General features: G+C 72.5%; 21 protein-coding genes and 1 pseudogene. 11 read left to right on the plus strand and 11 right to left on the minus strand.

Features of this window, described 5'->3' with window-relative positions; all coding sequences use genetic code 11:
- Positions 1-2 precede the first annotated feature (2 nt).
- The 3 genes from O7599_RS21025 to O7599_RS21035 all read left to right on the plus strand — a co-directional run bounded on the left by O7599_RS21025 (position 3) and on the right by O7599_RS21035 (position 3,621).
- Positions 3-1,238 (plus strand): MFS transporter, encoded by a 1,236-nt coding sequence (locus tag O7599_RS21025; RefSeq protein WP_281617144.1) that lies wholly within the window; start codon positions 3-5, stop codon positions 1,236-1,238.
- 272 nt (positions 1,239-1,510) lie between these two features.
- On the plus strand, positions 1,511-1,963 hold the full coding sequence (locus O7599_RS21030; RefSeq protein WP_281617145.1) for a phospholipase: 453 nt from the start codon (positions 1,511-1,513) through the stop codon (positions 1,961-1,963).
- 404 nt (positions 1,964-2,367) lie between these two features.
- On the plus strand, positions 2,368-3,621 hold the full coding sequence (locus O7599_RS21035; protein WP_281617146.1) for an MFS transporter: 1,254 nt from the start codon (positions 2,368-2,370) through the stop codon (positions 3,619-3,621).
- A gap of 121 nt (positions 3,622-3,742) precedes the next feature.
- Here the strand turns inward: O7599_RS21035 and O7599_RS21040 are convergent, their stop codons facing one another.
- The 3 genes from O7599_RS21040 to O7599_RS21050 all read right to left on the minus strand — a co-directional run bounded on the left by O7599_RS21040 (position 3,743) and on the right by O7599_RS21050 (position 5,808).
- On the minus strand, positions 3,743-4,825 hold the full coding sequence (locus O7599_RS21040; protein ID WP_281617147.1) for a DUF5685 family protein: 1,083 nt from the start codon (positions 4,823-4,825) through the stop codon (positions 3,743-3,745).
- A gap of 210 nt (positions 4,826-5,035) precedes the next feature.
- Positions 5,036-5,428, minus strand: a complete 393-nt coding sequence (locus O7599_RS21045; protein WP_281617148.1) for a nuclear transport factor 2 family protein — start codon at positions 5,426-5,428, stop codon at positions 5,036-5,038.
- 158 nt (positions 5,429-5,586) lie between these two features.
- Positions 5,587-5,808 (minus strand): hypothetical protein, encoded by a 222-nt coding sequence (locus O7599_RS21050; protein ID WP_281617149.1) that lies wholly within the window; start codon positions 5,806-5,808, stop codon positions 5,587-5,589.
- A 192-nt stretch (positions 5,809-6,000) separates the two neighbouring features.
- Between O7599_RS21050 and O7599_RS21055 the strand changes: the two genes are divergently transcribed.
- Genes O7599_RS21055 through O7599_RS21065 form a run of 3 tightly spaced genes read left to right on the plus strand, consistent with a single transcriptional unit; the run spans position 6,001 to position 8,377 of the window.
- A complete protein-coding gene (locus O7599_RS21055; protein ID WP_281617150.1) occupies positions 6,001-7,188 on the plus strand; it encodes a CE1758 family FMN-dependent luciferase-like monooxygenase in 1,188 nt (395 codons plus the stop codon).
- The gene (locus O7599_RS21060; protein ID WP_281617151.1) at positions 7,188-7,700 is read left to right on the plus strand and encodes a MarR family winged helix-turn-helix transcriptional regulator; all 513 of its coding nucleotides are present in this window, start codon (positions 7,188-7,190) and stop codon (positions 7,698-7,700) included. The genes O7599_RS21055 and O7599_RS21060 overlap by 1 nt, the downstream gene beginning before the upstream one ends.
- On the plus strand, positions 7,697-8,377 hold the full coding sequence (locus tag O7599_RS21065) for a CE1759 family FMN reductase (RefSeq protein WP_281617152.1): 681 nt from the start codon (positions 7,697-7,699) through the stop codon (positions 8,375-8,377). Before O7599_RS21060 ends, O7599_RS21065 begins: the two co-directional genes overlap by 4 nt.
- Positions 8,378-8,461: 84 nt before the next feature.
- Here O7599_RS21065 and O7599_RS21070 read toward each other — a convergent pair whose 3' ends face one another.
- The 6 genes from O7599_RS21070 to O7599_RS21095 all read right to left on the minus strand — a co-directional run bounded on the left by O7599_RS21070 (position 8,462) and on the right by O7599_RS21095 (position 12,876).
- Entirely contained in the window at positions 8,462-8,839 is a 378-nt protein-coding gene (locus tag O7599_RS21070; RefSeq protein ID WP_281617153.1) for a DoxX family protein, read from the minus strand.
- Between the two features lie 169 nt (positions 8,840-9,008).
- Positions 9,009-9,485 (minus strand): SRPBCC family protein, encoded by a 477-nt coding sequence (locus tag O7599_RS21075; protein WP_281617154.1) that lies wholly within the window; start codon positions 9,483-9,485, stop codon positions 9,009-9,011.
- A gap of 1 nt (position 9,486) precedes the next feature.
- Positions 9,487-9,675, minus strand: coding sequence for an acyl carrier protein (locus O7599_RS21080; RefSeq protein WP_281617155.1), 189 nt, complete (start codon positions 9,673-9,675; stop codon positions 9,487-9,489).
- A 150-nt stretch (positions 9,676-9,825) separates the two neighbouring features.
- Positions 9,826-11,163, minus strand: a complete 1,338-nt coding sequence (locus O7599_RS21085; RefSeq protein WP_281617156.1) for a ketosynthase chain-length factor — start codon at positions 11,161-11,163, stop codon at positions 9,826-9,828.
- On the minus strand, positions 11,160-12,419 hold the full coding sequence (locus tag O7599_RS21090; protein ID WP_281617157.1) for a beta-ketoacyl-[acyl-carrier-protein] synthase family protein: 1,260 nt from the start codon (positions 12,417-12,419) through the stop codon (positions 11,160-11,162). Before O7599_RS21090 ends, O7599_RS21085 begins: the two co-directional genes overlap by 4 nt.
- Positions 12,420-12,447: 28 nt before the next feature.
- Entirely contained in the window at positions 12,448-12,876 is a 429-nt protein-coding gene (locus O7599_RS21095) for a cupin domain-containing protein (RefSeq protein WP_281617158.1), read from the minus strand.
- Between the two features lie 677 nt (positions 12,877-13,553).
- Here O7599_RS21095 and O7599_RS21100 point away from each other — a divergent pair.
- A pseudogene (locus O7599_RS21100) lies at positions 13,554-14,450 on the plus strand (non-reducing end alpha-L-arabinofuranosidase family hydrolase); the annotation flags it as partial.
- Between the two features lie 159 nt (positions 14,451-14,609).
- On the opposite strand, the gene O7599_RS21105 reads toward O7599_RS21100, so the two are convergent.
- Positions 14,610-15,251 (minus strand): superoxide dismutase, encoded by a 642-nt coding sequence (locus O7599_RS21105; protein WP_281617159.1) that lies wholly within the window; start codon positions 15,249-15,251, stop codon positions 14,610-14,612.
- 218 nt (positions 15,252-15,469) lie between these two features.
- On the opposite strand from O7599_RS21105, the gene tsaD reads away from it, so the two are divergent.
- From tsaD to O7599_RS21120, 3 genes are all read left to right on the plus strand, one after another.
- A complete protein-coding gene (tsaD, locus tag O7599_RS21110; protein ID WP_281617160.1) occupies positions 15,470-16,513 on the plus strand; it encodes a tRNA (adenosine(37)-N6)-threonylcarbamoyltransferase complex transferase subunit TsaD in 1,044 nt (347 codons plus the stop codon).
- Positions 16,513-17,085 carry a GNAT family N-acetyltransferase gene (locus tag O7599_RS21115; RefSeq protein WP_281617161.1) on the plus strand — a complete coding sequence of 191 codons (573 nt, stop codon included), beginning with the start codon at positions 16,513-16,515 and terminating at the stop codon, positions 17,083-17,085. The genes tsaD and O7599_RS21115 overlap by 1 nt, the downstream gene beginning before the upstream one ends.
- A 136-nt stretch (positions 17,086-17,221) precedes the next feature.
- The gene (locus O7599_RS21120; protein ID WP_281617162.1) at positions 17,222-17,557 is read left to right on the plus strand and encodes an antibiotic biosynthesis monooxygenase; all 336 of its coding nucleotides are present in this window, start codon (positions 17,222-17,224) and stop codon (positions 17,555-17,557) included.
- Positions 17,558-17,627: 70 nt separating this feature from the next.
- Here O7599_RS21120 and O7599_RS21125 read toward each other — a convergent pair whose 3' ends face one another.
- Complete coding sequence (locus O7599_RS21125) at positions 17,628-18,497, minus strand: SAM-dependent methyltransferase (RefSeq protein ID WP_281617163.1); 870 nt, start codon at positions 18,495-18,497, stop codon at positions 17,628-17,630.
- Positions 18,498-18,637: 140 nt separating this feature from the next.
- Between O7599_RS21125 and O7599_RS21130 the strand changes: the two genes are divergently transcribed.
- Positions 18,638-19,984, plus strand: coding sequence for a cytochrome P450 (locus tag O7599_RS21130; RefSeq protein ID WP_281617164.1), 1,347 nt, complete (start codon positions 18,638-18,640; stop codon positions 19,982-19,984).
- The last annotated feature ends 139 nt before the right edge of the window (positions 19,985-20,123 follow it).

Raw genomic sequence — 20,123 nt, forward strand, 5'->3', positions numbered from 1 at the left:
CGGTGACCAGGCTGGGGGCGGACTTCCGGCGGCTGTGGTTATCCGCCGCGGTCTCCAACCTGGGCGACGGCGTACGCCTGACCGCCCTGCCCCTGCTCGCCGCCGCCGTGACCCGCGACCCGGTGGCCGTCGCCGTCGTGTCCGTCGCGGCCGAACTCCCCTGGCTGCTGGTCAGCCTCCCCGCCGGCGCCCTGGCCGACCGGGTCGACCGCCGCCGGCTCATGGTCGCCGTCCAGCTCGCCCGGATGTGCCTGGCCGTGCTGCTGACGGCGACCGTCCTGGCCGACCGCTCGTCGATCGCGATCCTGTGCGCCTTCGTGTTCCTGCTGGGCATCGGGGAGGTCGTCTTCGACGCCGCGGCGCCCACGATCCTGCCGCGCATCGTGCCCCGGGATCAGCTCACCCGGGGCAACGCCCGGCTGTTCGGGGTGGAGTTGGGCGCCAACGAGTTCGCGGGACCGCCGCTCGGGGGTGTCCTCTTCCGGCTGGGGCAGGCGGTGCCGTTCGTGCTCGACGCGGTGAGCTTCGCGGCGAGCGCCGCCCTGCTGGGCAGGCTGCGCGGGAAGTTCCGGCCGGAGCGCGCGCCGGACGCCGACTCCTCAACCGCCGGGCTGCTGCGTGAGATAGGCGAGGGCTTCCGCTGGCTCTGGCGGCATCCCGTGATCCGCACCCTGTCGGTCGTCGTCACGTTCATGAACCTCGCCCGCGCGATGACCATGGCCGTCTTCGTCCTCTACGCCCTGGAGACGCTGCGCCTGTCGGCGGTCGGCTTCGGCGTGCTCTCCAGCGCCGTCGCGGTCGGCGCGGTCGCCGCGTCCTGGGCTGCCGAGCGCATCCGCCCCGCGGCGGCCGGCCCGTGCCTGGTGGCCGCCGTCCTTGGGCACGGGCTGACGACGGTCGCGATGGGGGCGACCTCCGACCCGTGGGTGGCGGGGGCGAGCAGCGCGGCGTTCGGCTTCGCGACGATGACGTGGAGCGTGCTGACCGCGGCGGTGCGCCAGACCGTCGTACCGGATCGGCTGCTGGGCCGGATCAGCAGCGTTCATCGGTTCCTGAGCTGGGGCAGCCTGCCGCTGGGGTCGCTGCTGGGCGGGGTACTGGCGGCGGCGTACGGGCTGCCCGTGCCGTTCGTCGCGGGCGGGGCCGCGGTCGTGCTGGCGGCGCTGGTCGCGGCCCGCACGCTGCTGCGGGTCTCGGCGCTGCTCGACGGAACCGGGCCGGCCGCGCGGGCGACTTGACGTCGTTCGCCGAGGAGGCCGCCGTCGGCTTCCGCGCCGCCTTGTCCAGTGGGCGCCGGCCCGATGCCGTTGCCATGCACGGCGGTTGCGGGACGGTTGCGCCGGTCGGGGACGTACACCGACTTCATGAAGCTGTCAGGAACATGACTTCCCCAGGCCATTCTACGCGCATAGCCTGAGCGCCGGCACGGCCGACTGCCTGCACTTCCAGGGCAGTTGGCGCACCCCCAGGCCGTGCGCCGCGACCCGGCGCACCTACCCGAGGAGTCCTCATGCGCCCCACCGCAACGAAGGGTCTGGTCGCCGCCGGCGTCACCGCGGCGGCCCTCCTGGCAACGGTCGCCCCCGCCGAGGCCGCCCCCGCCGACAAGCCCCAGGTGCTCGCGAGCTTCACGCAGACCAGCGCGTCGAGCTACAACACCTGGGCGGCGGCCGAGGCGAACCGCGGCGCCTGGTCGGCGTACGGGTTCAACTGGTCGACCGACTACTGCAGCAGTTCCCCGGACAACCCCTTCGGCTTCCCCTTCCAGAAGTCCTGCCAGCGCCACGACTTCGGCTACCGCAACTACAAGGAACTGGGCACCTTCGACGCCAACAAGTCCCGCCTCGACAGCGCCTTCTACGAGGACCTCAAGCGCGTCTGCACCCGCTACTCGGGCGCCACCAAGACCTCGTGCGACAGCACGGCCTGGGTCTACTACCAGGCCGTACGCGCCTTCGGCTGATCCCCGTCCCCACCCCACCCGGCCCCGGCGGCGCCCCCACGCCGCCGGGGCCGGAAGCCGTGGTGGGCGGTACGCGCGTCCGCACGCCCGTCCGCACGCCACCAACCCGGCGTCCGGGGGGTGGCGTCGGGGTTTGCCGGCGTCGCATGGGCACCCCCCGAGGCACACCACCTGACACAGACGCGCCGACCGCCCCGGGCGAACGAAAACGACACGAACTCGGGGTAACGCCCTCCGGGAACCGGGGCAAATCGCCCTCGCGGGACGACTTTCGCCGATCCACGTGCATCCGGCACCGTGCTCGCCGGCCGAAGTCGCCTGACGCGCATATTCCGTTGACCCCGGCCCGCCCCGGCGCAAGAGTGTGGTCCGGCAGGGGGCGGCGGCGTGCCTGGGGCGGTGTGGTGGCTGGTTCGGAGATGGCCCGTGAGCTGCGAGCCAGGGATCCGGCTTCCCATTCGCCCCTGTGGACGGCGGACTTCCGGCTCTTCTTCACCGCCCGCACCACCTCCCTGCTCGGCGACGCCATGCTCCCCGTCGCCATCACCGCCGCCGTCCTGGGCGCCGGATACGGCGCGAGCGGCGTGGGCTACGCCCTGGCCGCGCTCGTCGCGCCGTTCGCGGCCCTGATCATCTTCGGCGGCGTCCTGTCCGACCGCTTCGGCGCCCGCCGGCTGATGGTCGTCTCGGACGCCGCGCGGCTGGTCTTCCAGATGGCGCTGGCGCTGCTCTTCCTCGCGGGTACGCCCCGGCTGTGGCAGATCCTCGTGCTGCTGGCCCTCGTCGGCGCCGGCAGCGCGCTCTTCCAGCCCGGCGTCGCCAGCGTCACGCCGCGTGTCGCCCGGGACGTACAGAAGGCCAACGCCACCCTGCGCATCGCCGAGTCCGTCACCCTCGTGCTCGGCCCGTCGCTCGCCGGGCTGTTGCTGGCCGTCTCCTCGCCCGCCGCCGTCGTCGCCCTCGACGCCCTGACGTACGCGGTCAGCGGCGCCTGCCTCTTCGCGCTCCGCGCGGTCCCCATGGGCCCCGGCACGAAACGGGACGGCGCGCCGTCGTTCCGGGCCGATCTGGTCGAGGGCTGGCGGGAGTTCACGGCCCGCACCTGGCTGTGGAGCGTCATCGTCGTCTTCATGCTCTGGCAGCTCGCCGGCGCGGGACCCACCACCACCCTCGGCAACAGCACGCTCGTCACCGACTACGGCGCCTCGACCTTCGGCCTGGTCATGTCGTCCCTCGGCGCCGGCAGCGTGCTGGGCGGGCTCGTCGCGATCAGACTCCGCCCGCGGCACCCGCTGCGCGCGGGCGCGCTGTCGATGACCCTGTGGGCGCTGATGCCGCTGGCCGTCGGCCTCGGGCTCGCCGCGCCGCTGGTGGCGGTGTGTTACGGGATCAGCGGAATAGGGGCGGCGTTCTGGATCGTCATGTTCCACACGAGCGTGCAGACGCACGTGCCGCAGGACGTCCTCGGCCGGGTGCACGCGTACGACGCGGCCGGCTCGCTGGTGATGAAGCCGGTCGGCCAGGCGGCGGCCGGTCCGATGGCGGGGGTGGTGGGGACGGTGCCGCTGCTGTTCGTGTCCGCGACGATGGCGGTGGTGACGTGCGTGCTGCTGCTGGCGATCCCGGCGGTACGGGGCCTGCGGCGGGTCGGGGGCTAGCGAGGGCGGGCGGGTAGCGAACGCGCGCGCCCGCCCTGGGCGTACTGCGGGACGCCCCGCTGTACAGACACGACGGCCACCGGCGAGACGCGCACCACCCGGCTCGGATCGATCAACCCGCCTAGCAGTTGCAGTCGCAGCAACCGCAGTCGCAGTCACAGTCGCAGCAACCGCCGCCGTCGTCTCCGTCGTCCCCGCCGCAACACTGGCAGCAGTTGCACAGGTCACCGCAGCCGCCGCAGTCGCACCAGCCGCTTCTCCTGTGCTCCTCCGCCGGCCCGCTGTCCTGCCCCAGCGGTACGCCGAACTCCGGCGGCGGGGGGCCGAAGCCGCCGCCGGCGTGCGCGAAGGTCCGGCGTACGGCGCGCTCCAGCTCGCCGACCAGCAGCGCGCGGACCAGGCGGTCGTCGGTGAACTCCGCGTCCGCCAGGGCGAGGGCGACGCCGCGTGTCGCGTCGTCGCACAACTGCCGCACCCGGGCGGGCTCCGTGGCTGTTGCGGCGATCGGGTTCCACGCGCCCGTACGGCGGTCCTCCTCCGTGTCCTGCACCGCGTCCAGCAGGTGGGCGACCCGGCCGAAGAGGCGCCCGGCCTCGGCCAGGGCCTCGGCGTTCCCGGGCCGGCCCGCCAGCTTCGCGGTGTGGGCGAACGCCGCCGCCGTCGCCAGCTCCGTCGCCTCGGTCACCGCCAGCACCGACGTCCCCGGCCCGGCCAGCGCCTCCGCCTCCCGCTGCCGCTCCACCGCCTCGATCAGCACCGCGGTGTCGAACCCCAGCCCCGCGCCGCCCCGCGCCCCGGCGGCCTCCCAGCCCCCGGCCACCCGCCGCGCCGGGGCCGCCAGCACCGGCCGCGCGAGCGCCCCGTCGCCGTCGGCGACGTGGTCGCGTATCTTCGCCGACGCCAGCAGCAGCGAGACCACCGCCGCCAGCCGTGCCCCGTCCCCGTACGCCACCTCCGCGCGCCGCATCCGGCGCAGCGGGCACGGTCCCGCCTTGCGCCAGCCGCCGCCGCTCCTGCCTTCGGCCGGCGCGGCCTGCGCGTCGTACAGCACCGATATCAGCAGGCCGTCGTGGTTGGTGGCCGCCCGCGCGACCTGCCCGCCCTGGCCGCGTAGCGCCAGGCACAGCCCGCACAGGTGCCCCAGCCACTCCTGGGCCAGCCCCTTGGGCAGCCGGCAGCGGCACGGCCGGATGATGCCGAACATGCGTGTTCCTTCCCCACGGTCCCCTGTCGGGTGGAAGACGAGGCTACGCGGGGCACGGTTCGCCGGTGGCGGCAGTCGGTGAAGCCGGGGCGGTTGCCGGCCACGTGGCGGAGGGCGCGGGGAGCACGGGCGGTCGGGCGGCGGCTCCGCATCGGACCGGTGGTCACCGGCGTCGGCCCCTCAGCGATCGGCCGGTCAGCGAGCGGCCCCTCAGCGGCTGGCCGGCTCCTCCCACCAGGTGAGATGGGCGGCGGCCCGGGCCACCGGCTCGATGATCTCCCAGCCCTCCGCGATCAGCCCGTCCTCGACGCGCCAGATGTCGACCACCGCGATCTCCGGCCCGCCCCCGGGAAGCCACCGCCGGGAGTGCATGACGACGTGGTCGCCGTCGGCCAGCAGGTGGCCGATCTCCACCCGCATGCCGGCGAGCGGGGTGAGCGCCGCCTCGACGGCGGCGAGCCACTCCGCCTTGGACGACGTGGTCGCGTCGGGCCGGTGATGGACGAAGTCGTCGCTCAGCAGCGGCGCGAGGCCGTCGACGCCGCCCGTCTCGATCAGTCCGGCGAGTGCCCGCTGGACGAGGGTCTTGTTGTCTGCGCTCATGCGGGCGAGTCTCGCCGCGGTCGCGGCGGCTGTCGATGACATGGCGTTTCATGGCGTACGACGCCCACGGTGGGTGCCCCCGGCGAACGTGCGGCGTTCGCCGCACGGCCGGCGCCCCACCGCCGCCCGTGCGGCTCGTGCCGCTCACGTGCCCGTCGTCAGAGCTTCTCCATATGGTCGTACGGCGCGGTGACCCGGACCCGGCGGGAGCCGAAGTCGACGAGCATCGCGACGCCGTCCTCGGCGGAGACGATCGTGCCCAGGCCGTACCGGTCGTGTGTGACCCGGTCGCCGGGGGCGAAGGTCTTGGCCGCGGGAGCGACGGGTGCCTTGAAGGGACTGGTGGGCAGATGGCGCCGGGGCGCGGATGCTTTTTTCATCGGAAACCCAGTATGGGCCGCCGGGGCGGCCGGCGTGCCTGTCGTACCCGATCGAAACCGATCCGTCAGCCTTCAGAGGCCCCCGTGCCCGCCCGCACGGCGCCCTCGCCCTCCCGGGGAATACATGACCAGTCATGTTGTTGAGGGGGTGTACGCGCCCGGAAGGACGGGCCGAGCGAAGAGGAGCGGATCATGCAGTTCGGGATCTTCAGCGTCGGCGACATCGCCCCCGACCCGGTGACCGGCCGGACCTACAGCGAGGCCGAGCGCATCGACAACATCGTCCGGGTCGCGAAGCGGGCCGACGAGGTGGGGCTCGACGTGTTCGCGCTGGGGGAGCACCACAATCCCCCGTTCATCCCCTCGTCGCCGCCGACCCTCCTGGCCTACGTCGCGGCGCAGACCGAGCGCATCATGCTCAGCACCTCGGTCACCCTGATGACCACGAACGACCCGGTGAAGATCGCCGAGGACTACGCCATGCTCCAGCACGTCGCCAAGGGGCGGCTGGACCTCATGGTCGGGCGCGGCAACACCGTGCCGGTCTACCCGTGGTTCGGCAAGGACATCCGCGAGGGCGTCGCGCTGGCGCTGGAGAACTACAACCTGCTGCACCGGCTGTGGCGCGAGGACGTCGTCGACTGGGAGGGCAGGTTCCGTACGCCGCTGCAGGGGTTCACCGCCACGCCGCGCCCGCTGGACGACGTGCCGCCGTTCGTCTGGCACGGCTCCATCCGCTCGCCGGAGATCGCCGAGCAGGCCGCGTACTACGGGAACGGGTTCTTCGCCAACCACATCCTGGCGCCGAACTTCCACTTCAAGCGGCTCGTCGACCTCTACCGGCAGCGCTACGCGCACTACGAGCACGGCACCCCCGAGCAGGCCATCGTCGGCCTCGGCGGGATGTCGTTCGTCGCCGGGCGGTCGCAGGACGCGGTGGAGCGCTTCCGCCCGTACTTCGAGAACTACCCGATGTTCCGCGGGTCCCGGCTCGAAGACCACATGGAGGCGACGCCGCTGACCGTGGGCAGCCCGCAGCAGGTCATCGACAAGGTCCTCACCTTCCAGGAGGGCTTCGGCGACTACCAGCGGCAGTTGTTCGCGGTCGACGGGCTGGCGCTGCCGGTCGACATGGCCCTGGAGCAGGTCGAACTGCTCGGCACCGAGGTCGTGCCGGTCCTGCGCAGGGAACTGGAGTCGCGCCGGGCGGACGGCGTGCCGGACGCGCCGACGCACGGGTCGCTCGTCAGCGCCAAGTACGGGGACGCGGAGCCGCGCCAGCCGCGGCCGAACCCCAACCGCGGCGACAACCTGTCCGGCACCATGCCGTACCAGGACAGCGACCCCGCCGTCCAGGCGAAGTTCCCCGTGGTGATCTGATGGCGGCCACCACGACGCAGATCGCGCTCGCGGCCTGGGAGTCGTTGCTACGGGCCCAGGCCACGATCGCCCGCGAGTTCGAGTACACGGGCGACTGGGGGGACGTGCTGCCGCGCGAGTACGCCGTCCTGCACGCCCTGTCCGCCTCGGACGACGGCCGCCGGATCACCGACCTCATGCAGGACGCGCTGCTGACGCAGGCCGGTGTCTCGCGCCTCGTGGCCCGGCTGGAGAAGCGGGGGTACGTCGAGCGCCGCGACGACCCCGCGGACGCCCGCGCCTGCCGCGTCGCGCTCAGCGCGGCGGGGCGCGAGACGTACCGCAGGCTGGGGCAGGCCCACGCGCGGCAGGTGCGGGAGGTGATGACGCGGGCCCTGGGCACGCAGGAACTCGAAACGCTGCGGGAGCTGACCGAGGCCCTCATCGCCGCCGACCCCGGCTCCCCCGCCCCCTCCAGCCCCTCTTCCCCCTCTTCCCCGTCCACCCGAGCGCAGCGAAGGAGGTCCGCGTGACCACCGAACGGAAGATCGTCGTCATCAACGCCGGTGTCAGCGAGGAGTCGTCGACCCGCAGGCTCGCCGGCCGGATCGCGCAGCAGAGCATCGACACCCTCGCCGCGGCCGGGATCCCGGCCACCGTGAGCATGCTCGACCTCGGGCCGCTGGCCACCGACATCGCGCGTTCGCTCGTCTCCGGCTTCCCCACCGCGCCGGTGAGCGACGCGATCGCCGGGCTGGCGGGCGCGGACGCGGTGATCGCGGCGACGCCGGTGTACAAGGCGGGGATCAGCGGCCTGTTCAAGTCGTTCGCCGACCTGATCGACAACGACCTGCTCATCGCCGTGCCGGTGATCCTCGCGGCCACCGGCGGCACCGCCCGCCACGCGATGGTCACCGACGACCAGCTCCGCCCGCTCTTCGCCTTCCTCCGTGCCCTGCCGGTGCCCACGTCGCTGTACGCGGCGCCGGAGGACTGGGGCTCCCTCGAGCTGGGGAAGCGGATCGCCCGGGCGGCCGGCGAACTGGCCGTCCTGCTGCGTACCGACGCGCCGCGGCAGATCGCCGACGACAACTGGACGGGTTACCAGCACACGTTCGCCGGCCAGGCCACCCGCGCGGACCAGAGCGCGACGGACGTCGACTTCAGCACGGACCTGATGCGCCTGGCCGCCGGCGGCGAGGCGACCTGACCCGCCCGGTCGGGCCCCCGCGCCCTCCCGGCCCGTGCGCCGTACCGGCCGGCGGGTGGCGGAGGGGCGTGGACGGCGGTCGGGTCAGGTGAAGGACTCGGGTCCGAAGCGGCCCACCGCCACGAAGAGGGCCAGGGCCAGGTACGTCAGGTCCAGCACCACCACCTTCTCGCGGCGGCGCACGCGGGTCGCGACCGCGCCGGTCATCAGCAGCGCCGCGCCGGTGGCGGCCAGCGGCACCAGGACCGGTGCGATGTCGAGGGCGGCGGGCAGGATCAGGCCCACCGCGGCGAGGGCCTCGACGCCGCCGATGGCCTGGACGGTGCGGGCGTCGAAGTCCTCGACCCACCTCCCGCTCGGGTGGGCGGCCAGTTTCTCCTTGGGCAGGAACAGCTTGCTGACGGAGCCGACCGCGTAGACCACGGCCAGTAAGCCCGCGGCGATCCACAGAGCGACGTTCATGACCATTCCCCTCGCAAGACGGTCGGGCATCCGGGGCCCGGAGACCCACGCCTTGTGAGACTGCCCTCCTGCGACGGCCGGGACAACGGTGCACCGAGCCGTTCCCGCCGCCGCCGGGGGAGGCCGCGGTGACACGGCGGCCTCGCCCCGGGCGGCGTGCGCGAGGGCCTCAGCCGTCGCGGGCGTCCTCCTGCCTGGTCCGGTGCTCCTGCTCCACGATTCCCTTGATCCGCGCCATGTTGATCTCGGACATCTCGTTGAGGTGGTCGGTCATCTGGTCGTTGTCGTACGGGGCGCCGTCCCGCATGTCGAACTCCTGCACCCAGCGCATCTCGGTGCCCTCGCGGGTCACGCGGTAGGTCCAGTGCAGCTTCATGTAGACGAAGGGGCCGGTTTCGATCCGGTGTGCCCGGACCGAGAGGGAGTCCCGGTCGGGGCTGCGGTGGGAAACCCACTCCCACACCCGCCCGTTCGCGTCCGGGCGCGTCTTGATCCGGAAGTCGATGCCGTCGTCCGTGTGCCGGAGGATCTCCGTCTCGGCGTAGCCGGCGAACATGTCGGGCCAGGACTCGACGTCGTTGGTCATGGTCCACACGAGGTCGACCGGGGCCTCGATGAGGACGGCGTGTTCGGTGCGCGCCCCCATGTCAGGCCCCCGCCCCGGAGACCCGGTCGTTGATCATCCGGAGCGTGCCCCCGGGGGTCCGCATGTCGGACTCCGGGATGTCGACGCCGAGGGTCTGCTTGATCCGGGCGGACAGCTCCAGCAGGGCGAGCGAGTCGTAGCCGAGTTCGTCGAAGGCGATGTCGGCGATGTCGCCGTTCAGATCGGTCACGTCGGACTCTCCTGCACAGTCTCTGATGAGGGATACGAGGTGGGAAAGGGTGATCTCGGGCACGGGTGACCTCCGATGGCAGAGCGCGTCGTCGCGCGGTGGTGGTGGGATGGCGTGCGTGGGGTGTGCGGGACGCTCGACGTCCCGCGGTCAGCCGTGGCGGCTGAGGACCATCGCCGAGTTGAAGCCGCCGGCGCCGCGCGCGACGACCAGCGCATTGCGCACCGGCCGCTCGCGGGGCCCGTCGAGCACCAGGTCGATGCCGAGGCCGGGAGCGGGGGAACGGGTGCCGGCGGTCGGCGGGATGACCGAGTCCCGTATCGAGAGCAGGGCGGTCGCCACGTCCAGGGCGGCGCCGCCCGCGTACAGCCGGCCGGTCAGCGTCTTGGGGGCGGTGACGGGCACGGCCGAGGGGCCGAAGACCTGCGCCAGGGCCTCGGCCTCCGCCCGGTCCCGGGCCGGTACGCCGAGGGCGTCGGCGAAGACCACGTCGATGTCCGCCGGGTCCGTCCGCGCCTCGCGCAGGGCCCCTCTGATCGCGCCCGCCAGGGCGGGGGGTCTGCCGGAGCCGGGACGGGGGTCGAAGGTGGCGGCGTGTCCCGCGATGCGCCCGTAGATCCCGGGGGCGTTCCGGAGCAGCGCGGCGTCCTCCCGTTCGACCACCAGGAGCGCACCGCCCTCGCCGGCGACGTAGCCCGTCGCGTCGGTGTCGAAGGGCAGGTAGGCGCGGCCGGGATCGGGGGACGTGCTCAGCAGCCCCATGGGGAGCTGGACGGTCAGTCCCCAGGGGCACAGCGGTGCGTCGAAGCCGCCGGTCAGCGCGGCGCCGAGCGTGCCCGCGCGCAGCAGGCGCGCCGTGTGGGCGGCCGCGTCGAGGGCGCCGGCCTGTTCGGAGACGAAGACCGAGCTGTGTCCGCGCAGGCCGTGGCGGATGGAGACCTGGCCGGTGTTGACCGCGTAGAACCAGGCGAACGACTGGTAGGTGCTGACCCGTTCCGGGCCTGTCCCCCAGAGCTTCTGCAACTCCCGCTGGCCGAACTCGAAACCGCCGCACGCGCCGGCCGTCAGCACGCCCAGGTCGTACGTGTCGAGGTCGCCCGGATCGAGTCCGGCGTCCGCCAGCGCCCAGTCGGCGGCGGCCAGGGCGTAGCGCGTCATGCGGTCGGTCTGCGGCAGCAGGCGCTGGGAGAGGAGGGCGTCGGCGTCGAAGTCGAGCACCTCGCCGCCGACGCACACGGGGTAGGCGCGCGGGTCGAAGCGCTGGATGACGTCGATGCCGCTCTTGCCGGCGAGGGTCGCCGCCCAGAACTCGGCGGTGCCGGTGCCGTTGGGCGCGACGACCCCGAGACCGGTGACGACGGCGCCGGTCGTCCCGGAACGGGCCGCTCCGGCAGGGGTTCCGGCGGGGGCTCCGGCAGGGGCTCCGGCAGGGGCGGCTCCGGCACCGGCCGCCGCGGTGCCGGGCCCGGTGCCGGCCGCGACGGTCACGGCGCCGCCGCCTTCGCCGGGGGGCGGCCGAGGACCGCCGCGCTCTGGAATCCGCCGAAGCCGCTGCCGACGCTGAGCACGGTGTCCACCCGCCGCTCCCGCGCCACGTTGGGCACGTAGTCCAAGTCGCACTCCGGGTCGGGCTCGTCGTAGTTCGCGGTGGGCGGGATCACGCCGTGCTCGATGACCAGCGCGCTGGCGGCCAGCTCCAGCGAGCCGATCGCGCCGAGCGAGTGCCCGATCATCGACTTGATGGAGCTGACCGGCACCTCGTAGGCGCGGCTGCCCAGGCTCCGCTTGAACGCGGCCGTCTCGTGCCGGTCGTTCTGCCGGGTGCCGGAGCCGTGGGCGTTGATGTAGCCGAGGTCGTCGCCGGTGCGGCGCGCCTGCCGCATCGCCGCCCGGATGGCCTCGGCCATCTCCCGGCCGTCCCGCGTCAGCCCCGTCATGTGGTACGCGTTCGACCTCGTCGCGAAGCCGCGGACCTCTGCGTACAGGTGCGCCCGGCGGCGGCGCGCCGCCGCCAGCTCCTCCATGACGAACACCGCCGCGCCCTCGCCCAGGACGAAGCCGTCGCGGTTCCGGTCGAAGGGCCGGGACGCGCGCCCCGGATCGTCGTTGTTCACCGAGGTCGCCTTGATCGCGTCGAAGCAGGCCACGGTGATGGGGGAGATGGGGGCGTCGGTCGCGCCGCAGAAGACCACGTCCGCGCGCCCGGTGCGGATGAGGTCGGCCCCGTACCCCACGGCGTCGAGGCCCGAGGTGCAGCCCGTGGAGATCACGGTGACCGGGCCCTCCGCGCCCGTCTCCCAGGCGACGTCGCGGCCGATGGAGGAGGGGACGAAGTAGTCGAAGATCCGCTCGGCCGTGACGGTGTGGTCGACCAGCCAGCGGGTGCCGTCGTGGCTGACCCGCCGGTAGTCCAGGTCGAGGCTGGTGGTGCAGCCGACGGCGGTGCCGATGCTGACGGCGGTACGCGCGGGGTCCCGCCGGGCCGGGTCGAGCCCGCTGCTCAGGACCGCCTCGCGGGTCGCGGCGATCGCCAACTGCGTCGCCCTGTCGTACGTCTCGGCCTCCGCGAGGGTCAGCCCTTCGGCGGCCGGGTCGAAGTCGATCTCCGCGGCGACGCGGGACCGGAACGGCGCGGGGTCGATCAGGGTCATCGTCCTCGTCGCGGTGCGCCCGGAGACCAGCAGCCGCCAGAACGCGTCCGTCCCCACCCCGCCCGGGGCCCGTACCCCGATGCCCGTGATCACCGCTCGCTTCTCCGCGTGAGCGCCCACGTCAGCCGCCCACGCGCGGTGGTACGCACCCGGGGTCGGGGACGGGCTCGGTGTCGACGTGGCCGAGTTCGGGCCGGGGCGCGAGCGGGGCGACGTGGAACACGGCCCTCATGACGCCGCTTCCGCGGTTCTCGATGCGATTGCGCTGTCCGCGGGTGATGAGGAGCGCCTCGTCCGAATGCAGGGGGACTTCTTCGCCGTTGACGCGGATGACGGCAGAACCCTCGATCAGATACAGGTACTTGTCGGAGAACGGGTGATAGTGCTCCGTGACGACTTCCCCGGGGGCCAATTCGAGATGCCCCAGGAAACCGGAGGTCGCACCGACGGAAGCGGGCGTCAGCAACGCCCGTGTGCTTCCGCCCTGCCGGCGGCTCGGCGCCACGTCCACCAGGGCGACTCTGGCGGCCAATGCCTCAGTCTCTGCCATGACTTGTCCTGTCTGTCCTGACCGGTGCGGGTCGGATCCGGTCGTCCGGGGGAATGCGGATGTCACGGGGTGCCGGCCTTTCGGGCCGGCGGGACGGTAACTCCGGGAATTTCCTGGGGAGGTGCACGTGGAACGACGAAAGGCCGGGTGCGATCTCGGGGAAAAGCCGGGCTCCGCCCGGCTGTTATCGGAGAGGAACGGGTAGTCCGCTACGCCTGGTGATTTCTCCACCGTGTCCGGGCGAAAACGAGGACGCGCATTGCGCCACTCAAGTGGGTGTAGTTTTACGATCAGTCCGATCAGCGGCGGGTCGGAGGGGTCGGAGGGGGCGAAGCCGGCGGTGTCCGCCCCTCGCAGCCGAAAGATTTCGGTGATCTTCGCGAATCTTGCGGAACCCCTTGACGCCGTTCGCCGGCTCCCTATCATCCCAGTTGCTCGATACTTCGACTCACGTTCGGCATTTCGAACCGCGAGAAGAGATGTCATGATCTCGTCAATCCCGGGCTGACGGGACCCGTCCACTCGATCCCCAAGAGGTCCCCATGCGCAAAGGAACCCTCAGCCGCAGGAAACTGTCGGTGGTGCTCACCACCACGGTGGCGGCCCTGACCACACTGGCGGCGACGGCCGTCGCCGACCCCGCAGAGCCCGGCTCGTCGGCCACGCAGGCGTGCCCCCTTCCGTCGACGTACCGGTGGTCCTCGACGGGCGTGCTGGCACAGCCGAAGAACGGGTGGGTCTCGCTCAAGGACTTCACCAGCGTGGTGCACAACGGCCGGAACCTGGTCTACGGGACGAAGGTCCAGGGGTCGTCGTACGGCTCGATGGCGTTCAGCCCCTTCACCAACTGGTCGGACATGGCCGCGGCCGGCCAGAACGGGATGAACCAGTCCACGGTGGCGCCCACGCTGTTCTACTTCGCGCCCAAGAACGTCTGGGTGCTGGCGTACCAGTGGGGTCAGTGGCCCTTCATCTACCGCACGTCGAGCGACCCCACCAACCCCAACGGCTGGTCCGCGCCGCAGCCGCTCTTCACCGGCAGCATCTCCGACTCCGGCACCGGCCCGATCGACCAGACCCTGATCGCCGACGGCCAGAACATGTACCTGTTCTTCGCCGGTGACAACGGCAGGATCTACCGGGCGAGCATGCCGATCGGGAACTTCCCGGGCAACTTCGGCTCGTCGTACGCCACGATCATGACCGACTCCAGGAACAACCTGTTCGAAGGGGTGCAGGTCTACAAGGTCGACGGTCAGAACCAGTACCTCATGATCGTCGAGGCGATCGGCGCGAACGGGCGCTACTTCCGCTCGTTCACGTCCTCCAGCCTCGGCGGTTCGTGGACCCCGCAGGCCACGAGCGAGGGCAACCCCTTCGCGGGCAGGGCCAACAGCGGCGCCACCTGGACCAACGACATCAGCCACGGTGACCTGGTCCGCACCAACCCCGACCAGACCATGACCATCGACCCCTGCAACCTGCAGTTCCTCTACCAGGGCAAGGACCCCGCCGCGGGCGGCCCGTACGACCAACTGCCCTGGCGCCCCGGTGTCCTGACCCTCCAGCGCTGAGGACTGAACCAGCCCGCAGCCCCAGCCGCAGCCCCTGCCGCGGCCGCGCCCGGCGGACGAAGGGCTCCCGCGCGCACGTCGCGCGGGAGCCCTTCGCTGTGCCGCCTGCCGGTGACGGGTGGAAGACGATCACGGGCAGGACGCGGGGTGTGCCCGCCGTCAGGGGGCGAGCAGCAGGTTGTTGCCGTTCTCCTTGGCGGCGGCGTAGCGCCTGGCCACGTCCTGCCAGTTGACGACCTGCCACATGGCGTCGATGAAGTCGACCTTCTGGTTCTTGTACTGCAGGTAGAAGGCGTGCTCCCAGGCGTCGAAGACCAGGATCGGGGTCGAGCCCTGGCCGACGTTGCCCTGGTGGTCGTAGATCTGCTCGACGATGAGCCGGCCGCTGACCGGCTCGTACGCCAGGACGCCCCAGCCGGAGCCCTGGGTGGTCGCGGCTGCCTTGGTGAGCTGGCCCTTGAAGTTCCTGAACGAGCCGAAGGACTCGGCGATGGCGTCGGCCAGGTCGCCCACGCCGTCCTTGTCCAGGGGCTCGCCGCCGCCCTCGCCGGTCATGTTGTGCCAGTAGATGCTGTGCAGGATGTGCCCGGAGAGGTGGAAGGCCAGGGACTTCTCCAGGCCGTTGATCGAGCCCCACTGCTCCTTGTCCCGCACCTCGGCGAGCTGGTCCAGGGTGTCGTTCGCCCCCTTCACGTAGGCCGCGTGGTGCTTGTCGTGGTGCAGCTCGATGATCTCCGGGCTGATCACGGGGGCGAGTGCCGAGTAGTCGTACGGAAGCTCCGGGAGCGTGTACAGCGCCATGTCCACCATCCTCCGGCGTAATTGCAAACTTTGCGCAATTGCACGCTACCAGCAAGAGGACCCGGGGCCCGATCAGACATCGGTCCTAGGACCGATGTCGTGTCGCGGCCCGCCCGGCGCCGCCGTCGACCCACGTGTTCCCGCCCGGCTAGGCAGAGCCAGGAGCTTATTGCAAACTATATGCAACAGCTATGGGGATGCGGGAGTGAGGAGCGGGCGTGGGATCTCCGGTCGTGCTGGGCATCGAGTCGTCCTGTGACGAGACCGGCGCGGGCCTGGTGCGGGACGGGCGGCTGCTGGGGGAGGCGGTGGCGTCGAGCATGGAGGCGCACGCCCGCTTCGGCGGGGTGGTGCCGGAGATCGCCGCCCGCGCGCACGTGCACGCGCTGCGCCCGGTCGTCCGGCGGGCGCTGGACGGGGCCGGGCTGCGGCTGTCCGACGTCGGGGCGGTGGCGGTGACCACGGGGCCCGGGCTTTCGGGTGCGTTGCAGGTGGGGCTGGCGGGGGCCAAGGGCATCGCGTACGGGCTGGGGGTGCCGCTGTACGGGGTGCACCATCTCGCCGGGCACGTGGCCGCGGACACCCTGGAGCACGGGCCGCTGCCGGATCCGTGCGTGGTGCTGATCGTCTCCGGCGGGCACACCTCCCTGGTGCTGGTACGGGACCTGGCCCGGGATCCGCTCGTCCACCTCGGCGACACCCTGGACGACGCGGCGGGAGAGTGCTTCGACAAGGTCGCGCGGGCCTTCGGACTGCCGTATCCCGGCGGTCCGGCCGTCGACAGGGCGGCGCGCGGGGGCGATCCGCGAGCGGTCGCCTTCCCCCGGCCGCTGCCCGGCTCGTACGACTTCTCCTTCTCCGGGCTGAAGACCGCCGCGGCCCGCTGGGCGGAGAGCCACGCCGGTCGCGAACTCCCGGTGGCGGACGGCGCCGCCTCGCTGCAGGAGGCCGTCGCCGACGTGCTGACCCGCAAGGCGGTCGCGGCCTGTACGGAGTACGGGGTGGGAACGCTGGTCGTGGTCGGCGGCGTCGCCGCCAACTCCCGGGTGCGGGCGCTGGCCGGGGAGCGCTGCCGGGCGGCGGGCGTCCGGCTGCGGGTGCCGCCGCCGCGGCTGTGCACGGACAACGGCGCGATGATCGCGGCCGTGGGCGACCTCCTCGTACGCGCGGGAGCCGCCCCCGCGCCACCGGACATGTCCATCGACCCGTCGGCGCCGCTGGAGTACGCCGTCCTCCACCCCGGTCTGGCGGTGGCGGCCTGATGCGTACCGGCATCCGCGTCCTCGACGGCGCCGCACTCCTCGCCCACACCGACGCCCTGCGCTCCGTCTATGCCGACGCCTTCTGCGCCCCGCCCTGGAACGAGGACGAGAGCAAGGCGGAGGAGTTCGCGGCCGCCCTCCCGGCACACGCCCGCCGGCCCGGCTTCACCGCCGCGACCGCCGTACGGGACGACTGCCTCGTCGGCTTCACCACCGCCTGGCCCACCCTGGCGCCCTTCCCCACCGACCGCTGCTACCCCCAGGCCGCCGCCGGCCTCGGCCCCGAGCGCACCGCGCAATGGCTGTGCGGCGCCCTGGAGATCGACGAACTTGCCGTCACCCCCGCCGCCCACGGCACCGGCACGGCCGCCGGACTCCTGGACGCGGTCACCGCCGACGCCCCCGACGGCCGCGCCTGGCTGCTGACCTCCGTGCAGGCACCGCGCGCCATGGCCTTCTACCGGCGCCACGGCTGGACCCAGGCCACCCACCCCTCCACCGAGGGCAAGGGCATCGTCGTCTTCCTCGGCCCCCGCCACCCCGCGCGGTCGTCGGCCGCCCTCCCCCTCTAGACCCACCGGAGCGCACGAGACCTCTTGCCACCGTGTCCGGGCTGCTCACCCGCTATGACATGACATAGCAAGTAATTGTGCGATCAAGTCGGCCGACTGCCCCATGAGCCGGGCTGTATAGGGGCACGATCGATGTATGACTATTACCGCGCACATCGACTCCAGCCGCCCGGTCGCCACGCTGATCAACGTCTTCACCGTCGCCCCGGAGCGCCAGACCGAACTCGTGACGCACCTCGCCCGCGCCACCGAGGAGACGATGAAGCACCAACCGGGCTTCATCTGCGCCAACTTCCACGCCTCCCAGGACGGCCGGCGGGTCGTCAACTACGCCCAGTGGGAAACCGAGGAGCACTACTGGAAGATGCGCGCCAACCCCGAGGCCCAGGTGCACATGGACCAGGCCGCGGAGATCGCCACGGAGGTCTGGCCCAGCCTCTTCGACGTCCGGTCCACCCACGCGAGGGCGTAACCGGTGCCGTGCCCGCGCCTCCGGCGGGGGTGCGGGCACGTTCCGGCCCGCCGGGGATGCGGGGTGGCTGTCAGGGCTTGCGTCCGACGCCCGCGCAGATCCACTGGCGTTCGGCCCCGGGCGGGACGGGCGTACCCGCGTCGGTGTGCCACGGCGAGGCGGGTGCCGGGTCGGGGCGCCAGAGCGACACGGGGGTCAGGCCCGGGTCGAGCAGGTCGAAGCCGTCGAACAGCCGCCTGATCTCCGCGTAGCTGCGAAGTGTGAGGGGGGAGTGGGCCTTCTGGTAGACGTCGGCGGCCCGCTGGACCCGGCCGTCGGTGTCGAACTCGGAGGTCGAGTGGGAGACGACCAGATGGCTGCCCGGCGCCATCGCGGCGCGCAGCCGCGCCACGATCCCGGGCGGGTCCGCCTCGTCGCCGATGAAGTGCAGCATCGCCAGCATGATCACGGCCACCGGCTCGTTCAGGTCGATGACGTCGCGCAGCTCGGGATCGGCCAGGATGTCCCCGGGCTGCCGGGCGTCGCCCTGGACGACGGCCACCAGGGGCGGTTTGCCGAGCAGCGCCCGTCCGTGGCTGACCACGACCGGATCGATGTCGACGTACGCCACGCGCGAGTCCGGGGCGACGTGCTGGGCGATCTCGTGCAGGTTCTCGTGGCCGCCGCCCTCGACCGGCATCCCCGAGCCGATGTCGATGAACTGCCGTATGCCGGCGCCGGTCAGGAACCGCACCGCGCGCCGCAGGAACGCGCGGTTCTCCCGCGCCATGAGCGGCGCGTCCGGAACGTGCCGCCGGACTTCCTCCATGATCTCGCGGTCGCGGGCGAAGTTGTCCTTGCCGCCGAGGAAGTAGTCGTAGATGCGGGGGACGGTCGGGGGCTGGAAGTGGAGGTAGTCCTCTTCCCCGCGTCCTTTCCCGTCCGCCGAGGGCTCGTTCATCCCGATCTCCCGCCATGCCCCTGCCGCGCTGCACAATCCGTGGAACCATGCGAGCGTATCCACCGGCCGCCGAAGTCGCCCCGGCCACAACCGGATTCGGCTGACAACGTTGCCGGGACGTGACCCGAGGAGGGAGTGCCATGCCGGAAGCCGGCATCGACCAGATCCCCGGCCCGCCCGCGGGCGGCGACGGCCTCAAGGCGATCGCGGCGGCGGGAGGGCTGCACAACTACCAGCTCAGGCTGCACGCCGAGTTCGGGCCGGTGGTCCGCTTCCCCCTGCCGGGTGCGGACGTGGCGGTGTCGGTCGCCGATCCGGTGCTGCTGGAGGCCACCGCGCAGATCAACAAGCGGCCGGAGAAGCTGTTCGCGTTCCTGGAACCCCTCCAGGAGTCGGGCAACGTGCAGACGCTCCCGGCCGACGAGCACGTGCCGTGGCGCCGGGTGATGCTGAACGTGCTGGCCGGACGGCCCTCGCACGAGGCGCACTTCGCGCAGTTCACCGCGCTGACGGCGGCGATGGCCGACCGGTGGGCGGAGAACGCCGCGCGGGGCCCCGTCGAGCTGCAGAAGGATCTCAGCGAGCTGTCGCTGCGGATGGTCTGCGAGTACGCGCTGGGCAGCGGCCTGGGGTCCGAGGAGGCCGCGGGGCGGGTCGTGTCGGCGTTCGAGGACGTACTCACCGACTACCTGGCGAAGCTGTACCAGGTGGACGTGGGCGGCACGGAGGAGGAGCGCCGCACCCGCTCCGAGGAGGCCCTGACCTATCTGCGCGCGACCGTCGACGAGGTGCTCGCCGCCCACCGCGCGCGCGGCGCCACCGAGCAGGCCGACCGGAGCGACCTGATCGCGGCCCTGGTCAGGGCCGGCGAATCGCCGGCGCGGATACGCGACACGGTGCTGATGACCATGATGGCGGCCCACCACACCACCGGTGTCGCCATCTCCTGGACGCTCTACCTGCTGTCCCGGCACCCGGAGGTGGCCGCACGGGCCACCGAGGAGCTCGACCGGGTGCTCGGCGACCGCGACGCCCCCGACTACGGCGACCTCAGGCCGCTGGCGTACCTGGACATGGCGCTCCGCGAGGCCATGCGGCTGTACCCGCCGGGGCCGTACGGCGCCCGGGAGGCCACGGAGGACGTCGAGCTCGGCGCGTACCGCGTTCCCGCGGGGACGACCATCTTCTATCCCTTCTGGGCCGTGCACATGAACCCCGACCACTGGCCGGATCCGGAGGTGTTCGACCCGGACCGCTTCACCCCGGAGGCGTCCGCCGGGCGGCACCGGTTCGCGTACATCCCGTTCGGGCTCGGGCCCCGGAGCTGCGAGGGCTCCACTCTGGCGATGGTCGAGGCGAAACTCGTCCTGGCGATGCTGCTGAAGCGGTTCCGGTTCGCGATGGCGCCCGGCCAGACGGTCACGCCCGTCGAACGCTTCGTCCTGTGGGCCGCCGAGGACATCCGCATGGACCTCACCCCCCGGTGACCCGCGCGGGGCCCCAGGTCCCCGCAGATCCGCGAGACCCCGGGCCCCGACCGCCGTCCCCACCGGCGGCGGGCCGATCCCCAGACCAGAACTGCGACCAAGGGGCCCGCCGCTGGCTCAACTGACGGGAGGTGCTCTC

This window comes from Streptomyces sp. WMMC500 (genome assembly GCF_027497195.1).
Lineage (GTDB): Bacteria > Actinomycetota > Actinomycetes > Streptomycetales > Streptomycetaceae > Streptomyces.

What these genes read in the sequence shown, in the direction of transcription:
- O7599_RS21030 (WP_281617145.1), top strand. Translation starts at nt 1,511, where the DNA reads ATGCGCCCCACCGCAACGAAGGGTCTGGTCGCCGCCGGCGTCACCGCG.
- O7599_RS21040 (WP_281617147.1), bottom strand. Translation starts at nt 4,825, where the DNA reads ATGTTCGGCATCATCCGGCCGTGCCGCTGCCGGCTGCCCAAGGGGCTG.
- O7599_RS21045 (WP_281617148.1), bottom strand. Translation starts at nt 5,428, where the DNA reads ATGAGCGCAGACAACAAGACCCTCGTCCAGCGGGCACTCGCCGGACTG.
- O7599_RS21050 (WP_281617149.1), bottom strand. Translation starts at nt 5,808, where the DNA reads ATGAAAAAAGCATCCGCGCCCCGGCGCCATCTGCCCACCAGTCCCTTC.
- O7599_RS21055 (WP_281617150.1), top strand. Translation starts at nt 6,001, where the DNA reads ATGCAGTTCGGGATCTTCAGCGTCGGCGACATCGCCCCCGACCCGGTG.
- O7599_RS21060 (WP_281617151.1), top strand. Translation starts at nt 7,188, where the DNA reads ATGGCGGCCACCACGACGCAGATCGCGCTCGCGGCCTGGGAGTCGTTG.
- O7599_RS21070 (WP_281617153.1), bottom strand. Translation starts at nt 8,839, where the DNA reads ATGAACGTCGCTCTGTGGATCGCCGCGGGCTTACTGGCCGTGGTCTAC.
- O7599_RS21075 (WP_281617154.1), bottom strand. Translation starts at nt 9,485, where the DNA reads ATGGGGGCGCGCACCGAACACGCCGTCCTCATCGAGGCCCCGGTCGAC.
- O7599_RS21095 (WP_281617158.1), bottom strand. Translation starts at nt 12,876, where the DNA reads ATGGCAGAGACTGAGGCATTGGCCGCCAGAGTCGCCCTGGTGGACGTG.
- O7599_RS21105 (WP_281617159.1), bottom strand. Translation starts at nt 15,251, where the DNA reads ATGGCGCTGTACACGCTCCCGGAGCTTCCGTACGACTACTCGGCACTC.
- O7599_RS21115 (WP_281617161.1), top strand. Translation starts at nt 16,513, where the DNA reads ATGCGTACCGGCATCCGCGTCCTCGACGGCGCCGCACTCCTCGCCCAC.
- O7599_RS21120 (WP_281617162.1), top strand. Translation starts at nt 17,222, where the DNA reads ATGACTATTACCGCGCACATCGACTCCAGCCGCCCGGTCGCCACGCTG.
- O7599_RS21125 (WP_281617163.1), bottom strand. Translation starts at nt 18,497, where the DNA reads ATGAACGAGCCCTCGGCGGACGGGAAAGGACGCGGGGAAGAGGACTAC.
- O7599_RS21130 (WP_281617164.1), top strand. Translation starts at nt 18,638, where the DNA reads ATGCCGGAAGCCGGCATCGACCAGATCCCCGGCCCGCCCGCGGGCGGC.